The 16,180-nt window shown below is 43.5% G+C and carries 13 protein-coding genes and 2 pseudogenes; 9 read left to right on the top strand and 6 right to left on the bottom strand.

What is annotated here, in order from left to right; all coding sequences use genetic code 11:
- Nucleotides 1-992: 992 nt before the first annotated feature.
- Both V7K27_RS04085 and V7K27_RS04090 read left to right on the top strand, forming a co-directional pair.
- Nucleotides 993-1,880, top strand: a complete 888-nt coding sequence (locus V7K27_RS04085; protein WP_334944566.1) for a hypothetical protein — start codon at nt 993-995, stop codon at nt 1,878-1,880.
- An 87-nt stretch (nt 1,881-1,967) separates the two neighbouring features.
- Entirely contained in the window at nt 1,968-2,957 is a 990-nt protein-coding gene (locus V7K27_RS04090; protein ID WP_334944568.1) for a hypothetical protein, read from the top strand.
- Nucleotides 2,958-3,218: 261 nt separating this feature from the next.
- Here V7K27_RS04090 and clpP read toward each other — a convergent pair whose 3' ends face one another.
- A complete protein-coding gene (clpP, locus tag V7K27_RS04095; RefSeq protein WP_334944570.1) occupies nt 3,219-3,830 on the bottom strand; it encodes an ATP-dependent Clp endopeptidase proteolytic subunit ClpP in 612 nt (203 codons plus the stop codon).
- Nucleotides 3,831-4,309: 479 nt separating this feature from the next.
- Here clpP and V7K27_RS04100 point away from each other — a divergent pair, with 479 nt between their 5' ends.
- From V7K27_RS04100 to V7K27_RS04110, 3 genes are all read left to right on the top strand, one after another.
- Nucleotides 4,310-4,465: a hypothetical protein gene (locus tag V7K27_RS04100; protein ID WP_334944572.1), complete on the top strand. Its 156-nt coding sequence runs from the start codon at nt 4,310-4,312 to the stop codon at nt 4,463-4,465.
- A 78-nt stretch (nt 4,466-4,543) separates the two neighbouring features.
- Nucleotides 4,544-6,598, top strand: a complete 2,055-nt coding sequence (locus V7K27_RS04105; protein WP_334944574.1) for a thioredoxin domain-containing protein — start codon at nt 4,544-4,546, stop codon at nt 6,596-6,598.
- A gap of 198 nt (nt 6,599-6,796) precedes the next feature.
- Nucleotides 6,797-7,399, top strand: coding sequence for a molybdenum cofactor guanylyltransferase (locus V7K27_RS04110; RefSeq protein ID WP_334944576.1), 603 nt, complete (start codon nt 6,797-6,799; stop codon nt 7,397-7,399).
- Nucleotides 7,400-7,934: 535 nt separating this feature from the next.
- Here the strand turns inward: V7K27_RS04110 and V7K27_RS04115 are convergent.
- The 3 genes from V7K27_RS04115 to V7K27_RS04125 all read right to left on the bottom strand — a co-directional run bounded on the left by V7K27_RS04115 (nt 7,935) and on the right by V7K27_RS04125 (nt 11,198).
- The gene (locus tag V7K27_RS04115) at nt 7,935-8,867 is read right to left on the bottom strand and encodes an SDR family NAD(P)-dependent oxidoreductase (protein WP_334944578.1); all 933 of its coding nucleotides are present in this window, start codon (nt 8,865-8,867) and stop codon (nt 7,935-7,937) included.
- Between the two features lie 126 nt (nt 8,868-8,993).
- Nucleotides 8,994-10,130, bottom strand: a complete 1,137-nt coding sequence (locus V7K27_RS04120; RefSeq protein WP_334944579.1) for a cytochrome P450 — start codon at nt 10,128-10,130, stop codon at nt 8,994-8,996.
- A gap of 504 nt (nt 10,131-10,634) precedes the next feature.
- On the bottom strand, nt 10,635-11,198 hold the full coding sequence (locus V7K27_RS04125) for a TetR/AcrR family transcriptional regulator (RefSeq protein ID WP_292766045.1): 564 nt from the start codon (nt 11,196-11,198) through the stop codon (nt 10,635-10,637).
- A 493-nt stretch (nt 11,199-11,691) separates the two neighbouring features.
- Here V7K27_RS04125 and V7K27_RS04130 point away from each other — a divergent pair, with 493 nt between their 5' ends.
- The 3 genes and pseudogenes from V7K27_RS04130 to V7K27_RS04140 all read left to right on the top strand — a co-directional run.
- Complete coding sequence (locus tag V7K27_RS04130) at nt 11,692-11,880, top strand: hypothetical protein (protein ID WP_334944582.1); 189 nt, start codon at nt 11,692-11,694, stop codon at nt 11,878-11,880.
- Nucleotides 11,859-11,961 (top strand): annotated as a pseudogene (locus tag V7K27_RS04135) (molybdenum cofactor guanylyltransferase); the annotation flags it as partial. The gene V7K27_RS04130 and the pseudogene V7K27_RS04135, both read left to right, overlap by 22 nt.
- A gap of 168 nt (nt 11,962-12,129) precedes the next feature.
- Nucleotides 12,130-12,243: pseudogene (locus V7K27_RS04140) on the top strand (molybdenum cofactor guanylyltransferase); the annotation flags it as partial.
- A 23-nt stretch (nt 12,244-12,266) separates the two neighbouring features.
- On the opposite strand, the gene V7K27_RS04145 reads toward V7K27_RS04140, so the two are convergent.
- Nucleotides 12,267-12,848: a hypothetical protein gene (locus tag V7K27_RS04145; RefSeq protein WP_334944586.1), complete on the bottom strand. Its 582-nt coding sequence runs from the start codon at nt 12,846-12,848 to the stop codon at nt 12,267-12,269.
- A gap of 405 nt (nt 12,849-13,253) precedes the next feature.
- Between V7K27_RS04145 and V7K27_RS04150 the strand changes: the two genes are divergently transcribed.
- Complete coding sequence (locus V7K27_RS04150) at nt 13,254-13,880, top strand: chloramphenicol phosphotransferase CPT family protein (protein ID WP_334944588.1); 627 nt, start codon at nt 13,254-13,256, stop codon at nt 13,878-13,880.
- Between the two features lie 364 nt (nt 13,881-14,244).
- Here V7K27_RS04150 and V7K27_RS04155 read toward each other — a convergent pair whose 3' ends face one another.
- Nucleotides 14,245-15,744 (bottom strand): family 10 glycosylhydrolase, encoded by a 1,500-nt coding sequence (locus tag V7K27_RS04155; RefSeq protein WP_334944590.1) that lies wholly within the window; start codon nt 15,742-15,744, stop codon nt 14,245-14,247.
- Nucleotides 15,745-16,180 lie beyond the last annotated feature (436 nt).

The following is a 16,180-nucleotide window of genomic DNA, read 5'->3' on the forward strand; positions in this document are numbered from 1 at the left end:
ACAGGGGTTTCCCCAAGTGGAGCAACTAGGTTTAGGAGCCAGAATTCAGAATTTAAATTGATTCTGAATTCTGAATTCTTCTTCAATCTGGTTCTTTTCTGTATACGCTTACGGCTTACAGAAACAAGCTGGAAACGAATTGCCCTGAAGCAAGGCTTCCTAAGTTCTAAGGAAAGAAAGCCCGACCCAGCAAGAGCGGGAAACTACTAGTTCCGAGCAAAGGAAGCCGACCCACGGACAACTCTGGGCATATACGAACTTCTCACTGCACGATGCTCTCAGAGTTCGCCTGCGTTCAAGTCTCTTCACCTAACCAAACTTAAGAAAGCACGCCTGATTAAAATTTAGCCCCGCTAGGTAATTACGCGACGGGTTTTTGAGAAGCTGGGTTTAGAGAACTCTCCATGCTGCCCAAAAGCGCTATGCAGGGGAGCCACTGCGGTCTTGGGGAGCCAGTCCGGTCTTGGGGTTTCCCCAAGTGGAGGATCTGGCATGTCTCCCCAAGTGGAGCAAGTGGTGTGGAAACTACAGGTGTTTGATTGTCTAGAGTGAAGGTAATCTTACGCCATTAGACTCTGATTTTAACTAGGAGTAACTGCCGATGAACCCAATTTTCCCACATGTAGAATCGGTAACAATTAGGTGAGCAGCTTAATAAGCAGTGAGGGCGAACCTTATCTTCATTATTGTAGATTTAGGGCGCACTTCCAGAAAATAGTTCTAGATATCTAGTTAGGTAATCAGTATAGCATTGCAGGCAAGACTACAGAGGTTGGGACACAAGGCAAAGCAAGAATATCAGCTTGTGGCTCAGAGCAGGGAATTATACCTACTCATCGCCTCCCAAGAAACCGATGACAGATAGTAAGCAAAATGGGGAAGCATCCTGGGTATCGAGTGGATGTAAATTAAAGTAAGGGTAGTTTACCTCGCTTGAGCATACAGGCAGTATCGACCCCGTTATTCAAAAGATTTAGATTGGTAGCAGTATTATGTTGGCTCAATTCCAGAGCTTGTATCCCAAGGGCAGTTTGATTTCTGAATTAGTGCAAATTTTTCAAGGAAAATATATTGTCCGGGCAAGCGTACAAATTGAAGGCGTAACCCGTGCTACGGGTATGGCAGCAGCAGAAACGGTAGAAGCAGCAGAAGACCAAGCCAGAACTAGAGCGCTGATAGTTTTGGGTATTACAAATGCGCCACCAGAATCAGTGGCATTTACCTCAAATCCAATTTCCCCGGCGGAGTTAAATCCTTCCTTAAATACCAAAAGTGGATTAAATGAGCCTGCTGCCTATTCCTCTACAAAAGATGAGGATTTTGTTGGTAGTCACTGGTCAGAGGTCAGCGACAAAGAAATATCTGTGCCGCCTTCCAGAGTACGGAACATCAAACCAGAAGTAGTAACAAGCAGTAACGAACAGTACGGGTACAGTAATGCTGCGCCCCTAGAAAGCGATACCTATAGTCAGGATTTAGGTCAAAACTTTTCTGTGACTGGCAACCGGGAGCTAGAATTTGATCCTCCAGTTGAAAACTTGGAATTAACCTTTGATAATCAGGTGGAAAATCAAAGTTTTCCAGGAATTTCTACCAATAATGTCACACCATTTACACCTCGGAGTTACAGCCCTCAAGAGAATCTCGGCACCCCGTCAGTGACAGCAAAGAGAAAGAAGAAAGCTGAACCCGTGGATTTATCGGATGTAATTGCTCAAACAGATGTCGAACTTCAGCGTTTAGGCTGGACACCAGAACAGGGACGAGAGCATCTGATTGAAACCTACGGTAAGCGGGGGCGCACTTTGCTGACTGAAGAAGAATTACACGGATTTCTCAAATACTTACAATCTCAGCCAGACCCAATAGCGGGATTTTGATTTGTCATTTGTCATTTGTCCTTTGTCCTTTGTGATTGGTAAGGGTCAATGACAAAAGACATAAACTGTTGAAACATTAACGAAGCTATGGAACCTGTGAATTTTTCGGAAGTAATTGCTCAAATTGATGTCGAAATGCAGCGATTAGGCTGGACAATGGAGCAGAGACGGGAACATCTCAAAAAAAATTATGGGAAGCGATCGCATACTTTGCTGGTATATACAGAATTGTTGGACTTCCTTCAATACCTTGTATCTCAACCAACACCACCATTACACGAAATTCTGATTGCCAAAATTAATGTCGAAACGGAGCGATTAGGCTGGACAATAGAGCAGAGAGGAGAACATCTCAAAAAAACCTATGAGAAGCGATCGCTTACTTTGCTTACAGAAGTAGAATTATTAGACTTCTTCCAATACCTTGTATCTCAACCATTACCAACATTAGACGAAGTTCTGATTGCCAAAATTAATGTTGAAATGCAGCGATTAGGCTGGACAACAGAGCAGAGACGGAAACATCTCACAAAAAATTATGGGAAGCCATCACATACTTTGCTGACAGAAGTAGAATTCCTAGACTTCTTCCAATACCTTGTATCTCAATCGGCACCAACACTAGACGAAGTTCTGATTGCCAAAATTAATGTTGAAATCGGACGGTTATGGTGGACAAAAAACGAGGAAGAACAGTATTTCATAACAACTTATAACAAGCCAGATCGCACTTTGCTTACCCAGGAAGAATTACTGGATTTCCTCAGATACTTGGAATCTCACCCTATACCAGAAGATAACTCTGAGCTTTACGCAGAATATGACGAGTTCCAAGATTTTTCTAGATACTCAGAAGAATCAGACAAGATAATTACTAGAATGTCTTCTGAGGATTTATCTAAGGTATTGGCTAAAACCGATGTCGAAATGCAGCGTTTAGGGTTGACAACAGAACAGGGACGCGAGCATCTAATTAAAACCTATGGGAAGCGATCGCGTAGTTTGCTTACTGAAGAAGAATTACACGGATTCCTCACATACTTACAATCTCAGCCAAACCCAATAGCGGGATTTTAGTTGGTCATTTGTCCAAATCGGTATTAAGGAACATGGATTAAACAAGATGCAAAACTTTATCCTGTCTCTAGCTTCCCTCTCCTTTATAAGGAGAGGGATTGAGGGTGAGGTAAACCAGGGATATAAATTGTATGTTATTTAATTCTCATTCCTAAGTACTTTAGCAGTCCACCCATTCCCAAAATAACCCCTCTTCATAAGTGAAGAGGGGTTATTTTTGGGGTTTAAAACTGGTAAATCACCATTTACCAATCGTGACTATTAATTAACAAGAGCAACTACTGGACGGCTACCAGCAGCGTGACGGTCAATCACTTCGTCAATTAAGCCATAATCCCTGGCTTCCTCTGGCGACATGAAAAAGTCACGTTCAGTATCTTCAGCAATCCGCTCAATTGGTTGACCTGTATGTTCAGCTAAATAGTTGTTTAGCCGCCGCTTGTGGTACAGAATTTCCCGCGCCTGAATTTCAATATCAGTCGCCTGTCCTTGAGCGCCGCCTAGAGGTTGATGAATCATAATCCGAGAATGGGGTAAACTCATCCGCTTACCTTTAGCACCAGCGCTGAGGAGAAAAGCACCCATACTCGCCGCCAATCCGGTACAAATGGTACAGACATCAGGGCGAATATGTTTCATAGTGTCAAAAATGCCCATACCAGCCGTCACCGAACCACCGGGAGAATTGATGTACATATAAATGTCTTTCTCCGAGTCTTCAGCATCCAAATACAGCAGTTGGGCAACAATCAAGTTAGCAATGTTGTTATCAACTTGTTGTCCCAAAAAGATGATGCGCTCACGTAACAGCCGTGAGTAGATGTCAAAGGCGCGTTCACCTCGACCCGATTGTTCAATAACGATAGGAATCATGGAAGCGTGTTTGTGGCTACTTTAAATACATTTTATCGGTGACAGCAGGAAACTGGGGTTGATCTCTACTCTTCCCAGGTAGATAAAAGTAAATCTTTGCCATTCTGCCTTCTCCAACAAAGGAGCAAAATGTGCTTTTGCAATAGATTCAACCCCGAAGGGCACTTTTTAGCAACAAAAGCTGTCTAATAGAATATCCCGATTTGGGGAAGAATAAATCAAAAAAACCCAACTCTCGCCAATCTCATATCTCGGACTTTGCTGCACAACCTTGGCGATGTGGTGATTAGACCGATAACCGCAATCCGACTTGCTTAGGGAATTACGTTAAATATTCAGTAACATTTTAAACATTTTCTTAGGATTTCCCTCAGCAATTATTAAGTTATTTTTGTTAGATTCGGTAAATCGATAGTACGAGGTGTATTTAGAATAACCAGTCCTAGTTGAAATGCTATCCACCCAGAGAGAGACGTGCCATGCTGGAAAAATTTGTACAAGCCGCCATCATCACCTTCTTGCTCCACCTGATAGCAGGACTTAGCCCAAATACTTTAATTCAAACAAAGACAGCATCTCCTGTGCGAGAAACGCCACCAAATATGGTTAGTTTATTATTGCGATCGCTTCAATAAAATTGTTTCATAAATTGCACAGGTGTAGGCGATATCAAGAGTAGACTGAGCAAAGAAGGCAACTACTTGCATTTAATCATGACTAATCGCCTTGCTGAAGCTAAGAGCCTCTATCTCCGCAAACACGCCGAAAACCCCATTGATTGGTGGTCTTGGTGTGACGAAGCCCTTGCAACTGCAAGGGCGCAAAATAAACCGATTTTTCTCTCCATTGGCTATTCTAGTTGCCACTGGTGTACTGTCATGGAAGGCGAGGCTTTTTCTGATATTGCGATCGCACACTACATGAATGCCAATTATCTTCCCATCAAAGTAGACAGGGAAGAAAGACCTGACCTCGATAGCATCTATATGCAGGCTTTGCAATTGATGAGCGGTCAAGGTGGTTGGCCTTTGAATATTTTTCTTTCTCCAGAAGATTTAGTGCCGTTTTACGCTGGTACTTATTTCCCTGTAGACCCGCGCTATGGTCGTCCGGGATTTTTGCAGGTGTTGCAAACCCTTCGCCGTTATTACGATACAGAAAAAGAGGACTTACAGCAACGCAAAGCCTTAATTATTGAGTCTCTGCTCACGTCTGCGGTGTTGCAAGACGGTACAACAACCGAGCTTGAAGACCATAAATTACTCCGCCAAGGTTGGGAAATCAGCACAGGTGTAATCACTCCTAGTCAATCTGGCAATAGTTTTCCGATGATTCCCTACACAGAATTAGCACTGCGGGGAATTAGATTTAATTTTGAATCTCGCTATGATGGCAACCAAGTTTGTACCCAACGGGGACTAGACTTAGCGCTGGGAGGCATTTATGATCATGTGGGCGGTGGTTTTCATCGCTATACTGTTGACCCGACTTGGACAGTACCCCACTTTGAAAAGATGCTCTACGACAATGGACAGATTGTGGAGTTTCTAGCTTCTTTGTGGAGTACAGGAGTACAAGAACCAGCGTTTGAGAGGGCGGTTGCTGGTACTGTACTATGGCTAAAGCGGGAAATGACCGCGCCGGAAGGTTACTTCTATGCTGCTCAAGATGCCGACAGCTTCAGTGAATCTACGGCGGTAGAACCAGAAGAAGGAGCTTTTTACGTTTGGAGTTACAGCGAACTACAACAACTGTTAACACCTGAAGAACTAAGGGAATTAGAACAGTTTACGGTGACACCTAACGGCAACTTTGAGGGACGTAATGTGTTGCAAAGACGCTATTCGGGTAAACTGAGTGCAACGCTGGAAACGGCACTGAGCAAGCTGTTTACCGCTCGCTATGGCGTTAGTTCTGAGTCACTGGAAACTTTTCCCCCGGCTCGTAACAATCAGGAAGCAAAAACCGCTAACTGGCCAGGTCGCATTCCTTCGGTGACAGATACGAAAATGATTGTCGCCTGGAATAGCTTGATGATTTCTGGGCTGGCTAGGGCTGCTGGGGTGTTCCAAGAACCGTTATATCTGGAATTAGCAGCACGAGCGGCAAATTTTATCTGGGAAAATCAGTTTGTCGATGGGCGTTTCCACCGACTCAACTATCAAGGAGAACCAAGCGTTTTAGCTCAGTCTGAAGATTACGCTTTGTTTATTAAAGCTTTGCTAGATTTACAAGCTTCTAATCCTGAGCAGAAGCAATGGTTAGAAAAAGCGATCGCTATCCAAAACGAATTCAACCAATTTCTTTGGAGTGTAGAGTTAGGCGGATATTATAACACATCAAGTGATTCGAGTCAAGATTTAATTGTCAGAGAGCGTAGTTACGCAGATAATGCTACACCATCAGCGAATGGAATTGCGATCGCTAACCTTGTGCGTCTGGCTCTACTCACCGATAATCTAGATTATTTAGATTTAGCGGAACTTGGTTTGAAAGCTTTTCGGAGTGTCATGCATCGCGCTCCCCAAGCTTGTCCCAGTTTATTTACAGCTTTGGATTGGTATCGTAATTCTACCTTGATTCGCAGCACAACTGAGCAGATTAACGCTTTGATCCCCAAGTATTTACCTGTGGCTGTGTTTGCCATCACATCTGATTTACCAGAGGGAAGCGTTGGGTTAGTTTGCCAAGGTTTGAAGTGTCTTGCACCGGCAGAAAGTGCAGAGCATTTATTGCAGCAAGTACAGGAAAGTCAGGTGAGGGATTAAATATTCAATATTCTCATTGAGAACCTCAACCGCCAGGGGTTATAAACCCCTGGCTAATAGCTTAAGTCCTCTTTTAGAGGACTAAACAATAATTTCAGTCGATTTCAATGGACTTTAGCTATTAGCCAGCGATTTGAATCGCTGGCGGGTAATGCCTACAAGTGCAAGATATATTTTTACCCTCTATTTTTTTGGCGAATGACTATTGACTCATCTAGTAAATTAACAGCAATTGTGTTGGCTGGCGGTAAAAGTTCTCGGATGGGTCAGGATAAAGCCTTGATTGCCATTCTAGGAGTGCCGTTGTTAGAGCGAGTTTGTGGTATTGCTCAAAGCTGTGCTGATGTTGTTTATGTAGTCACTCCCTGGCCAGAACGCTATCAAGACTTGCTTTTGCCTGGTTGTCAGTTTATTCGAGAAGTACCTATGTCTGGAGAATCTCTAGCCCACGGGCCTTTAGTTGGGTTTGCCCAAGGACTAGCCGAAGTGCAAACAGAATGGGTGCTGCTGCTAGCTTGCGATTTGCCGAGGTTGCGAGTTGAGGTGTTGCAAGATTGGGCAACTAAACTTGATAGTGTGGGAGATGATGCGATCGCAGCTTTAGCTCATAATCCCAAAGGCTGGGAACCTCTATGTGGTTTCTATCGCCGTCGCTGTATACCACAACTCTTAGAGTTTATCAACCAAGGGGGGCGATCGTTTCAACAGTGGCTTCGGCAATATCCTGTAGAAGTTTTGCCTTTATCAGAACCCGAAATGCTGTTTAATTGTAATACACCAGAGGACTTGGCTTTAAGTTAATTGAAAAAGAATACAGAATTTTTTTAACGAACTGCTAAGGACGCAAACGCCAGTGCGTCTGGTAGAGAAGAAGGCAAAGAAAGAGAAGGAAGAAATGCTTAACCCAAGTATATTGCACCATAAATCAATACACTTGGGTTAATAAAAATAGCGGCTATACAAACTCTCGTCCGCCTGCGCGGATTAACTCAAAATCAAGGCTTTTAACCCGCGCAGGCGGGTAAAGTCTCGTGTAAAGGCGATTTATAACCGCTTTTAACTTTAGACGAGCGCTTCTCTCCTATTCTTGAGAAGCGATGCCTGGGTTGGGCTACGTCTACGCCGATTTCAACTATTTCTATAACAATAGGACTTACGCACAAGAGATCCCCCAACCCCCGATAAATTGGGGGCTTTTAAGGTTCCCCCCAATTTATCGGGGGGTTAGGGGGGATCTAGGTTTCAGGTTTTGAGTGCGTAAGTCCTGAACAAAACACTCAAGGTTTCCAGTCCATGTACCAACAGTGTTGAAATTGGTTTAAGAGTCTGGATTGAGTCAACGCGAAGATGAGGAAATCTTTTTCTTAAATTCAAATTTCACACCGGTTAGTTTTTCCGATACAACCCATAGTTTTTTGGCGATCGCTTTGTCTTTGGATAATTTGTTCGTTTCGGCTTTTATTGGATAGCCGCGCATCGTCATAAACCCATTGGGACCGAAAAATTCCGCGCCTTTCAAGTCTGCTTCGATTGCCGCCCGCAAGGTTGGTAATGCGCCCATCGTGATATCTTGAGCAAAGATGCTGCTGAGATATTCCATAATGCCCCAAGTTCTCTGCAATTCGGTTGCCGTCCAGCCCGGATGCGAGGCGGTTACAATTATGTCGATACCACTATCTTTTAGTTTTCGGTCGAGTTCGTAGGTAAAATAAAGGCTGGCAAGTTTGCTGTCGCCGTAGGCTTTCCATTTGTCATAACTTCTCTTTTCCCAATTCAAATCATCGAAATCTATCTTGCCCATAATATGTGCGCTGCTCGAAAGATTGACAATTCGTGAGCCTTCGGTGCTGATCAAAAGTTGCAAAAGCTGTCCCGTCAAAGCAAAATGTCCGAGATGATTAGTGCCGAACTGCAATTCAAAACCGTCCGTCGTTTTTGAATACGGCGGAATCATCACACCCGCATTATTAATCAGTAAATCCAGACGCAAATAATTTTTCTGAAAGTTTTCAGCGAAATTTTTAACTGATGCTAAATTCGCCAAATCAAGTTCCATCACCTTTACATCGGCATCTTTATTCTGTTGAAGAATTTTTGCCAATGCCTTGTTTCCTTTGTCCAAATTGCGAACCGCAATGATTACAGACGCTTGTTTATTAGCTAAAACCCGCGCTGTTTCATAACCGATGCCGCTACTCGAACCCGTTACAATTGCTACTCTTCCTTTTTGACTCGGAATATTTTTTGCGTTCCATTTTTGATTTTTCATTTTATTTACTCCTACTTAATTAAAAGCACCAGTTTGGAAGCATTCAGTAGATCAATACCAAGAAAAAGATCGACCCAGAGGCGATGCCTGGGTTGGGCTATTCGGCGTCGCCCATTTCAACTATTCCTATAACAGAACACTCAAGCTTTCCATTCCATGCACCAACAGTGTTGGAATTGGTTTAAGAGGCAATTTTGAGTCAACGCGAAGGTTAGGAAATTCCTCCAGCAAAGCTTTCAGCGCAATCTTGGCTTCTAGTCGAGCTAAAGGTGCGCCCAAACAGAAATGAATTCCATTACCAAAGGCAAGATGTTTATTAGGTTCTCGATCAATGATGAAGCGATCGCCATTCTCAAACTTAAGTTCATCGTGATTGGCAGAACTTATCCATGCCCGCACAAGTTGCCCTTGAGGAATTATCTGGTCTCCAATTTTGGTTTCTACTTGGGTGTATCGTTGTAAGTAAGTAATCGGGGAGCGATAACGCAGTACTTCCTCAATTGCCCTCGGTAATAGAGACAAGTCATTTCGTAATCGTTGGTTTTCATCAGGATGCTCATGCAGAGACCAAATGCTATTTGTAATTAAGTTAGTTGTAGTTTCATTCCCAGCTACCAAGAGTACCATGCAAAAATCAACGAGTTCCTGTGCGGTCAACTTTTCTCCCCCTTCATAAGCCGTAATTAAATCGCTGATTAGGTCGTTGCCCAGATGCGATCGCCGCTCATTCAGTAATTGGCGGAAATAGTCAGCCATGTCTTTAGTAGCAGTTTGATCTTGAGCTATGATCCCATCTGACCAGCGTTTGAAATCTTCCCGGTCTTGAAAGGGTATACCGAGAATTTCTGCAATCACGATTATCGGCAGGGGAATTGCGAAAATATGTACTAAATCGACCTGTTTGTGTTGCTTCATTTGCTCCAACAACTCGTGAGTAAGTTCGGTAATCCGAGGAGCCAATGCTTCAACTCGATTTTCAGTAAATACCTTCTGTACTATTGAGCGCAGTGATTTATGTTTAGGCGGATCGGTGGAGACCAAAGACTGAGTGAAATCTTTTTGTTCGGGGGGTTGCGGCACTTTAGATGAAAAGGTTTTCCATTCGCTTAATACCCGTGCCACATCTTCATAGCGAAACACCATCCAACATTGATGCTCTGTGTCGTAGAAAACAGCTGCTTCCCGACGCATTTTAGCCAACCAAGAAAAAGGACTGAGTAGGAATTGTGAATCGGTCGGTAAGAATTGTAAAACGGCAGTCATAAAATCTCCTTCATTCTGTAAAAAATTGCAGGTTGAACTGAGCCGGATGCTGTTACCATTTGGCACATCATCGACTACTTCTGTCAATAAATAATTGATGGATAAATTCGTTTGTAGAGACGGCGATTTATCGAACAGAATTCAGGAGTCAGGAGTCAGAATTCATGTTAGGTATTCTGACCGAAAAAGCGGATGAATAACTGGGTTTAAGACCCCCACCAAATCATACATTTGGTGGTCTTAAATCAGTCGCGGGTCTCTCTTACAAAGTTGCACAAGAGGGGAGACCCCAAGACCGCAATGCAGCGCTGAATCCCCGACTGAAAGATTGGTGAATTCTGAATTCTGGATTCTGCATTCTTCTTTATCACGTCTCTCTAACTTATAGCGGTTCCCACTCAGATGCGGTACAAAATTATATCGCAACGTGTAGGGGCAATTCATGAATTGCCCCTACGGGTGTTCCTCACATGAACGATAACCGCTATAATTACGAATTACGAATTACTCTCGCGCTAGTTTCAGCAGAGTTTCAATTACCTGTTTTTGCAAAGACTCCTCCGGGACTCCAAGACCAAAGAGGTGGACAAAGGATAGACCATTGATCGCTAGATAAATCACAGTTGCGATCGCTGGATCGAGTCCACTTGCTTCAATTTGCCGTTGCCAATCAGCAAAGTTTTCTTGAGCTGGCTTAAGTAATTCTGGATTTTCAGCAACTGCTGCTAGCAAACTGAATTGAATTGCACTAGAGTGACCATCAAACTTTCCATGTGACCGGATATAGGCTCTTAGCCAATGTCCTGGTGTATTCGGTGCATCATCTTGCTCCAATTCATGCTCCAGTAATACTGCCTTTTGATCAATTAGCTGTTGCAACATTCCAGCAATCAAGGCTTCTTTGTTGGGAAAGTGGTAAAGTAATCCACCTTTACTGACACCTGCTTCGCGGGCAACTGCCTCCAACGTCAATGCCTTTGAACCATGTGCTACCATCACTCGCCCCGCAGCTTCTAGCAATGCATTACGGGTGACAGACGTAGATTTTGTTTTTTTGGTAGCAGTCATAGAGCTTGAATGATGGAACTAGATAAATTGTCCGGTGAACACAGTTTATCTGGCAACGAGATTGTCAATATCTTGTCTCATTGCTTCATCTGTGGGGCAGCAAGGCTAGGATTAGATTTATTGGCAATGCATACTTGCTCTCTTTGAAAATCGGTGGGATGCAATCATACAGTATAAAGTTTCATCCAACAAATCCGTAGCACGTCGAACCAGCGGATTTTGAGATAGCAGCGAATTGCTATGGGAACTGAAACCAGTTTGATTAGCAAAGGGATTTCCAATGGTAAACATCATATTCTCAATCCAAGATTGATAGAGATTGGATTCAAGTATCTACTATTAAATTACCGTCTGGACGGTTAACTAAATATATATTACCGTCCAGACGGTAAAGTGTCAACTAGGTAGTTTGAGATTTTGGATAATTAATTTCTTGGAGAGTTACTCTTGTGCATTTTTCCCAACTCAGGACTCTCTTTGGTTAGAAAAAGCGTTGGCAAAGCCCACCGTAGGTATCGCTATCCAAGATGAATTCAACGAATTTCTCTGGAGTGTAAAATTAGGTCGTTATTATAACATATCAAGTGATTTAAGTCAACATTTAATTGTGCAGGAGTGCAGTTACACAGAGAATGGGACACCATCAGCTAATGAAATTGCGATGATGCGATCGCAGCTTTAGCTAATCATCCCAAAGGCTGGGAACCTCTATGTGGTTTCTATCGCCGTCGCTGTTTGCCACAACTCTTAGAGGGTGTTTGAAAAGTATTTAGTTGTGATTTTAGGCACTTCTAGATCCCCCCTAACCCCCCTTAAAAAGGGGGGAACCGGAATCAAAGTCCCCCAATTTATCGGGGGATTTAGGGGGATCTAGAACGTTTTGCTACCAAGAAGAGGACTTTTCAAACAACCTCTTAGAGTTTATCAACCAAGGGGGCGATCGTTTCAAGAGTGGCTTCGGCAATATCCTGTAGAAATTTTGCCCTTATCAGAACCGGAAATGCTGTTTAACTGTGATACACCAGAAGACTTGGCTTTAAGTTAATTCATCTCAAAAAAGGTAAAAACTTAATCGTTAACTGAACCTGCGGAAACTGTGCTAATAAAGTCATTTTTTCCATCAGGATCGTTAGGATCTATCAAAACATAAGTAATTGCTTTCTTACTACTGGGTAGTTTTACTTTGGGAACTTGGGAAATAGAGCCATCTGCATTAACCACAGGTGGAGGTCCAGTCATCATTAGTGGTGAACCCCAATAAACTACCCGCCAAACATTTTTATTGACAAAATCTCGACCTTTATCTGTGTAGGATAAGTATTCAACTGTGGTTTTAATAGGCGGTTGCGTTAAACTGGAAAGCGTAACTTTATTTGCTAATTCCAGCGCCTTTTGTGCTGACACAGCAATGTTTGGTAAAGGTACTGCTGATTTGAATTCACCTCCATAGCCTTGAAGACTTTTTTGGGCGTTTGGAGAAATATCAACCGGTTGATCTAGTCCTACCGTAAGAACTGGCTTTATTTCATCTATCGTGACTTTGTTCTCAGCTATCTTGGTTGTGGTCTGAACGCGTGAATTATAAGTGTAAATTAAAGCTAAAATTGGGATTGGCAGTACCAAAAGTGAAATTGTCCATTTACGCTTCATTTTTATAAGAAGAATTCAGAACTCAGGAGTCAGAATTCAGAATTGAATTCTGTAGGAGTGGATGATGAATATTGGTTAAAAGCGAGTGGAATGGTGGGCGAAAACAATTAAAATATTCTCGCCTTAAAACTCTATCCCTTTATGGGTAGAGTATTCACCAATTCTGAATTCTGTATTCTGACTCCTGTTTTATAATTCTTAATATTTTTACTTATAATTTTATCTTCTCTGCGCCCTCTGTGGCTAGCCTCTCGTAGAGAAGAGGCTGTGCTTGCACTCACAATCAAATCTCTACCTCAGCCAATGGCTCATGGCTGAGGTAGAAGCATTTTCAATTGCCGATTCCACAAAATAGCCCTAACGTGGAACTGCTAACTATATATATTAGGGACGCGAGGAGTGATCATGGGGCAGACACAGGAGCTAGGACAGATTATCATCCTAAATGGTGTTCCGCGATCGGGGAAGTCGAGCATTGTCGCAGTCATCCAGGAGACATTTGATGGTGTATGGATGAACTTAGGTGTCGATAGGTTTATGCAAATGACTCCCGCACGATACCTGCCTGGGATCGGTCTGCGGCCAGGGGGAGAACGCCAGGACATCGAACCCCTGGTTCCCATTCTGTACAGCGCCATGTATGAGTCCATCGCCGCCCACAGCCGCTTGGGTCTGAATGTCGTGGTTGATGTCGGACACCATGAAGCCTACGCAATCCCTCACGGTATTCTGGCCGATAGTGCCCGACGTTTGAACGGATTGCCGGTCTTGTTCGTAGGCGTTCGCTGCCCCATCGAGAGCATTATGGAACGACGACAAAACACGGGGTGGAACGTGGTCAGTGCAGCCGACTCCTGGATGCCACGTCCGGTTCAGTTATGGCAACGTGAAGTCCACATCCCTGGCATCTATGACCTGGAAGTTGATACCTCGTTGTTAAGTTCGGGTGCGTGTGCCGAGGTGATCCGCCAGCACCTCGCAGATAATCCAGCACCGTCGGCATTCCAACGACTCGCTGCACTCCATACTTAAGCTGTAGTTATCGAACAGAATTCAGGCGCTTTTTCGTCAGAATTCAGTTGGGTATTCTGTACGAAAAAGCGGATGAATAACCTCTTTTTAGACCCCCACCAAATCGTAGATTTGGTGGTGCAACAATTCAGTGGCGGGTCCCAATCCCCGACTGAAAGATTGCTGAATTCTGAATTCTGAATTCTGAATTCTGAATTCTGGATTCTGCATTCTTCTTCAATTTACAGCATAAATCATGTCTTTGAACCACATCTGTCGTAAGGGCACAGCATTGCTGTGCCCCTACCGTGTGGTCTATTTACCTGGAAATAGCTGTATAAGCTGAAAGGGAAATTCGATCCCTTTCACTACTTCTGGAATAAGTCTACTTAACCCGACAGAATTTGCGATCGCTATCACTTTCAGGATATTGCCAAGAATAGGCAAAATGGCTAACTCCCTTCAGTTGGGGAGCAAATTGGCGAAGTGCCTGCATTTGTACTTCTAGGGATGGACGATTACTGACGGATTTTCCCCACTGACCAGCTAAAGCCGGGATGATCTGCGTACCCGGTTTTGCCATACTCAAAACCCGTTGCACTTGCTCCACAATACAACTAACATCACCGCAAGTCCGATATAACATGGGATGCCACTCCAATGTAGTGGGAAACCGATCCCAAGGTTGCAAACGCGAATCATAGCCTTGTCCGACAGTTTGGTTGCCATCAGGGAAAAACACCACTCCTGCGGGAATACCTTGCTGCTTTGCTGGGTAACTAGCTAAGGTGACAAAATCTAGAATTCCTTGCATAGCGTGGGCAACGGCAAGCTGCCATAACTGCCATTGTAAAAGTGGTTGTCTGTTGGTTACAGGCAGGATTGAGCTTGGCGCTGGTGGGGGAATGCGTCCTTGCCAAAGGGGTTCTCCTTCCTGGGGATAAAGTTTATCGACTTCCGTTATATCTGTGCCAGTGACATATCCCTTACTCAAAAAGCGGCGAATTAAGTCCAGCCCTTTATAATTCTGTGCCCGTTTAAATAAAGCTTCTTGAGTTGCAGGACTAAATAGCCATAAATCTGAAACTTTGGTGGCGATGGAATCACTTCCAGCTTGTCGGGGATAACGCACGTAGTCAAATAGCAAACCATCTGGGCGACGGCGCAAAAATTCTTGTACTAATTGGTAGTAATCGCGTTTTGCTTGCAAGTTGTAAGGGTCGATAAATACTTGAGAGCCGTTATCTACAACATATAGGCTAGTTTGACCTTTGCCATTACGAGCGATCGCACCTTCTCTATCTCGGCGCTGGGCGTAAGTATAACCGAAATTTATGGTAAACATCCAGGCGTAGACCTTCAAACCGCGTTGCCGACCTTTTTTAATTGCTGTGGCGAGTATATCGGTGTTTTCTGCTCCTGGAGTGCGAATCACAGCAGGCCAAACCGTCGGGTTAGCTTTTGCTGGCAATAATACCTGTCCGTCGTAAAATACTTCTAAATAAACTTGGTTATAGCCACGGTTAACAATCCGATCCATAATCTGATCAATTGTTCCTGGCTGAATGTCACAGGGATACAAGCGCAACCAAATGGCTTGGATTTGCGGCCAAGTCCGAGTGCGGCACTCATGTAATTCCTCTGCCTGCTTTTCTACCATATTTTGGTAGCGCGTTTGAGCATCTTCCTTGCCTTTGAGGGCTGATAAACGTAAGTTTTCTTTTTCTTGCGCCGCCGTTGATGATAACTGACAATACTCAGTTCCTTGCGCCCTTGCTGCTTCGCTCTCAAAGTTGGGGAGCAACGAACTACTAGTGAAAACAACAGCGAATAGACACCGCCAAAATAATGTTGATCTTGCAACGTTCAAGGGATGGTTAGACATACCTACCAGTAGATGGACACATTAACAATTCAAAATTCAAAATTGAAGAAAGTTTCAGATTCTTATTTCTGAGCGGAGTCGGAGCCACCAAAACTCTGAGCTACGTGTTGACATTCGGTCTTAAACCCTTTAATTTACGATAATCATCGACCCCAACTCAGATAATTGTGGACAACGTGTATCGAATTATATAGTTAAGTAGTAAAGGTTTTAAAACCTATTTTTTCAAGACTGCCAAAAGCCTATTTGTGTTGCCGTATTTTTTGATAAACACATAAACGCATAAAACACCTGAATACAAATCAAGTTTAGTCTGTTATTGGGTAGATTCTGCCTCTACGTCGGTTAGTGAAAATCTCCCAAAACTAGCAGAATTTTTGAACCAAGAATACCCTGATTGGCTCTGTGAACTAAAAGTTACATTTGCTATTTTTGA

Origin of the sequence: Nostoc sp., assembly GCF_036919575.1 — a bacterium.
Taxonomy (GTDB): Bacteria; Cyanobacteriota; Cyanobacteriia; order Cyanobacteriales; family Nostocaceae; genus Nostoc.